The 1,704-nt window shown below is 75.8% G+C and carries 2 protein-coding genes; both read right to left on the reverse strand.

All coding sequences use genetic code 11. The features are described from left to right. The coding region (locus EHS43_RS43990) for an ABC transporter ATP-binding protein (RefSeq protein ID WP_260471005.1) at positions 1–963 on the reverse strand (963 nt) is incomplete at its 3' end. Continuing rightward, a partial coding sequence (locus EHS43_RS43995; RefSeq protein WP_125195990.1) for a CbiQ family ECF transporter T component occupies positions 960–1,704 on the reverse strand: 745 nt, incomplete at its 5' end. The genes EHS43_RS43990 and EHS43_RS43995, both read right to left, overlap by 4 nt.

Consider the following 1,704-nt stretch of genomic DNA (forward strand, 5'->3'; position numbering starts at 1 on the left):
GGGTCGGGTACGGAACACCCGCCTTCGGCGGGGCGTTCCGGGGTTCCCGCCCGCACCAGCCGTTTCGCCTTCGTGGCCGGGTGCGAGCGGCCCCTGTGGGACGGTCCCGCCGCCGGCGGCCGCGGGTGCGTGGTCCGTCGGTGCACGTCCGGCCAGTCGGTCCCTCAGGTCTCCCGCCCTGCGCCGCGCGTCCCGTACCGTCAGGGGCAGTGGCGACCAGCCCGCCAGGCGGCCCAGGTCCACCACCGGGGGGTACACCGGCGACACGGCCATGATCTCGGCCGGGGTGCCGAGGACCGGTGGCTGCCCGGGGGCCGGCAGGAGGGCGACCTGGTCGGCGTACTGGATGACGCGTTCCAGGCGGTGTTCGGCCATGAGCACGGTGGTGCCGAGGTCGTGGACCAGGCGTTGGAGCACGGCCAGGACCTCCTCCGCCGCCGCGGGGTCCAGGGCCGAGGTCGGTTCGTCCAGGACCAGGACGTCGGGGTGCGGGGTGAGGACCGAGCCGATCGCCACGCGCTGCTGCTGGCCGCCGGAGAGGGTGGCCAGGGGGCGGTTCCGCAGGGGAGCCAGGCCCAGCAGGTCCAGGGTCTCCTCCACCCGCCGGCGCATCACGGCCGGAGGCAGGCCCAACGACTCCATCCCGTAGGCGAGTTCGTCCTCCACGGTGTCCGTCACGAAGTGCGACAGCGGGTCCTGGCCCACCGTGCCGACCACGTCGGCCAGCTCGCGCGGCTTGTGGGTGCGGGTGTCGCGGCCGGCCACCGTGACCCGGCCGCGCAGGGTGCCGCCGGTGAAGTGCGGGACGAGGCCGCTGACCGCGCCGAGGACCGTGGACTTGCCGACCCCCGACGGGCCCACGAGCAGCACGAGTTCACCCTCGGCCACCTCCAGGTCGACGCCCCGGACGGTCGGGTGCGACGCCCCGTCGTACGTCACGGAGACATCCTCGAAGCGGATCACGACGACAGCTCCTTCGGGGCGGGGGCGAGGAAGGCCGGCAGGAGGCCCAGAAGGACCGCCGCGGCCGGCCGCAGCGGCAGGGCGGGGGCGACGAGCGGCACCACACCGGGTTGCAGGGCGGCCGGATCGGTCGTCCCCGCGAGGAACAGCGCCGCCGCCACGGCCACGCCGGAGCCGGCCACCAGCAGGGACCGGGCGGTCCAGCGGTCCGGACGGTAACGGGTGCGCGGGGTGCGGCGACCGCCCAGCCGCAGCCCCGCGAGCGCGGCGGCCAGACCGGCGAGGAGCACGGGAACGCCGTACGTGCCGCCCTCGGCGGTGAGCAGTCCGTACGTTCCCGCGCACACCCCGAGCAGCCCGCCGAGGGTGAGCGCGCTGGTCGTGCGCCGGACCGCGGTCGGGACCTCGGCTGTGCGGCCGTAGCCGCGGGCGTCCATCGCCGCGGCGAGGGCGACCGAGCGTTCCAGCGCGCCCTCCAGGACGGGCAGTCCGACCTGGAGGAGACCGCGGACGCCGGTGTCCGGACGGCCGCGCAGGCGGCGGGCGGCGCGCAGACGTTGGACGTCGGCGATCAGATGCGGCGCGAAGGTCAGCGCCACGACGACCGCCACCCCGAGCTCGTAGAGGGCGCCGGGCAGGGACTTGAGGAGCCGGTGCGGGTTGGCGAGGGCGTTCGCCGCGCCGACGCAGACCAGGAGGGTGGCCAGTCTGAGGCCGTCGTAGAGGGCGAAGACCAGGGAC

This window comes from Streptomyces sp. RP5T (assembly GCF_003933965.1).
Lineage (GTDB): Bacteria > Actinomycetota > Actinomycetes > Streptomycetales > Streptomycetaceae > Streptomyces.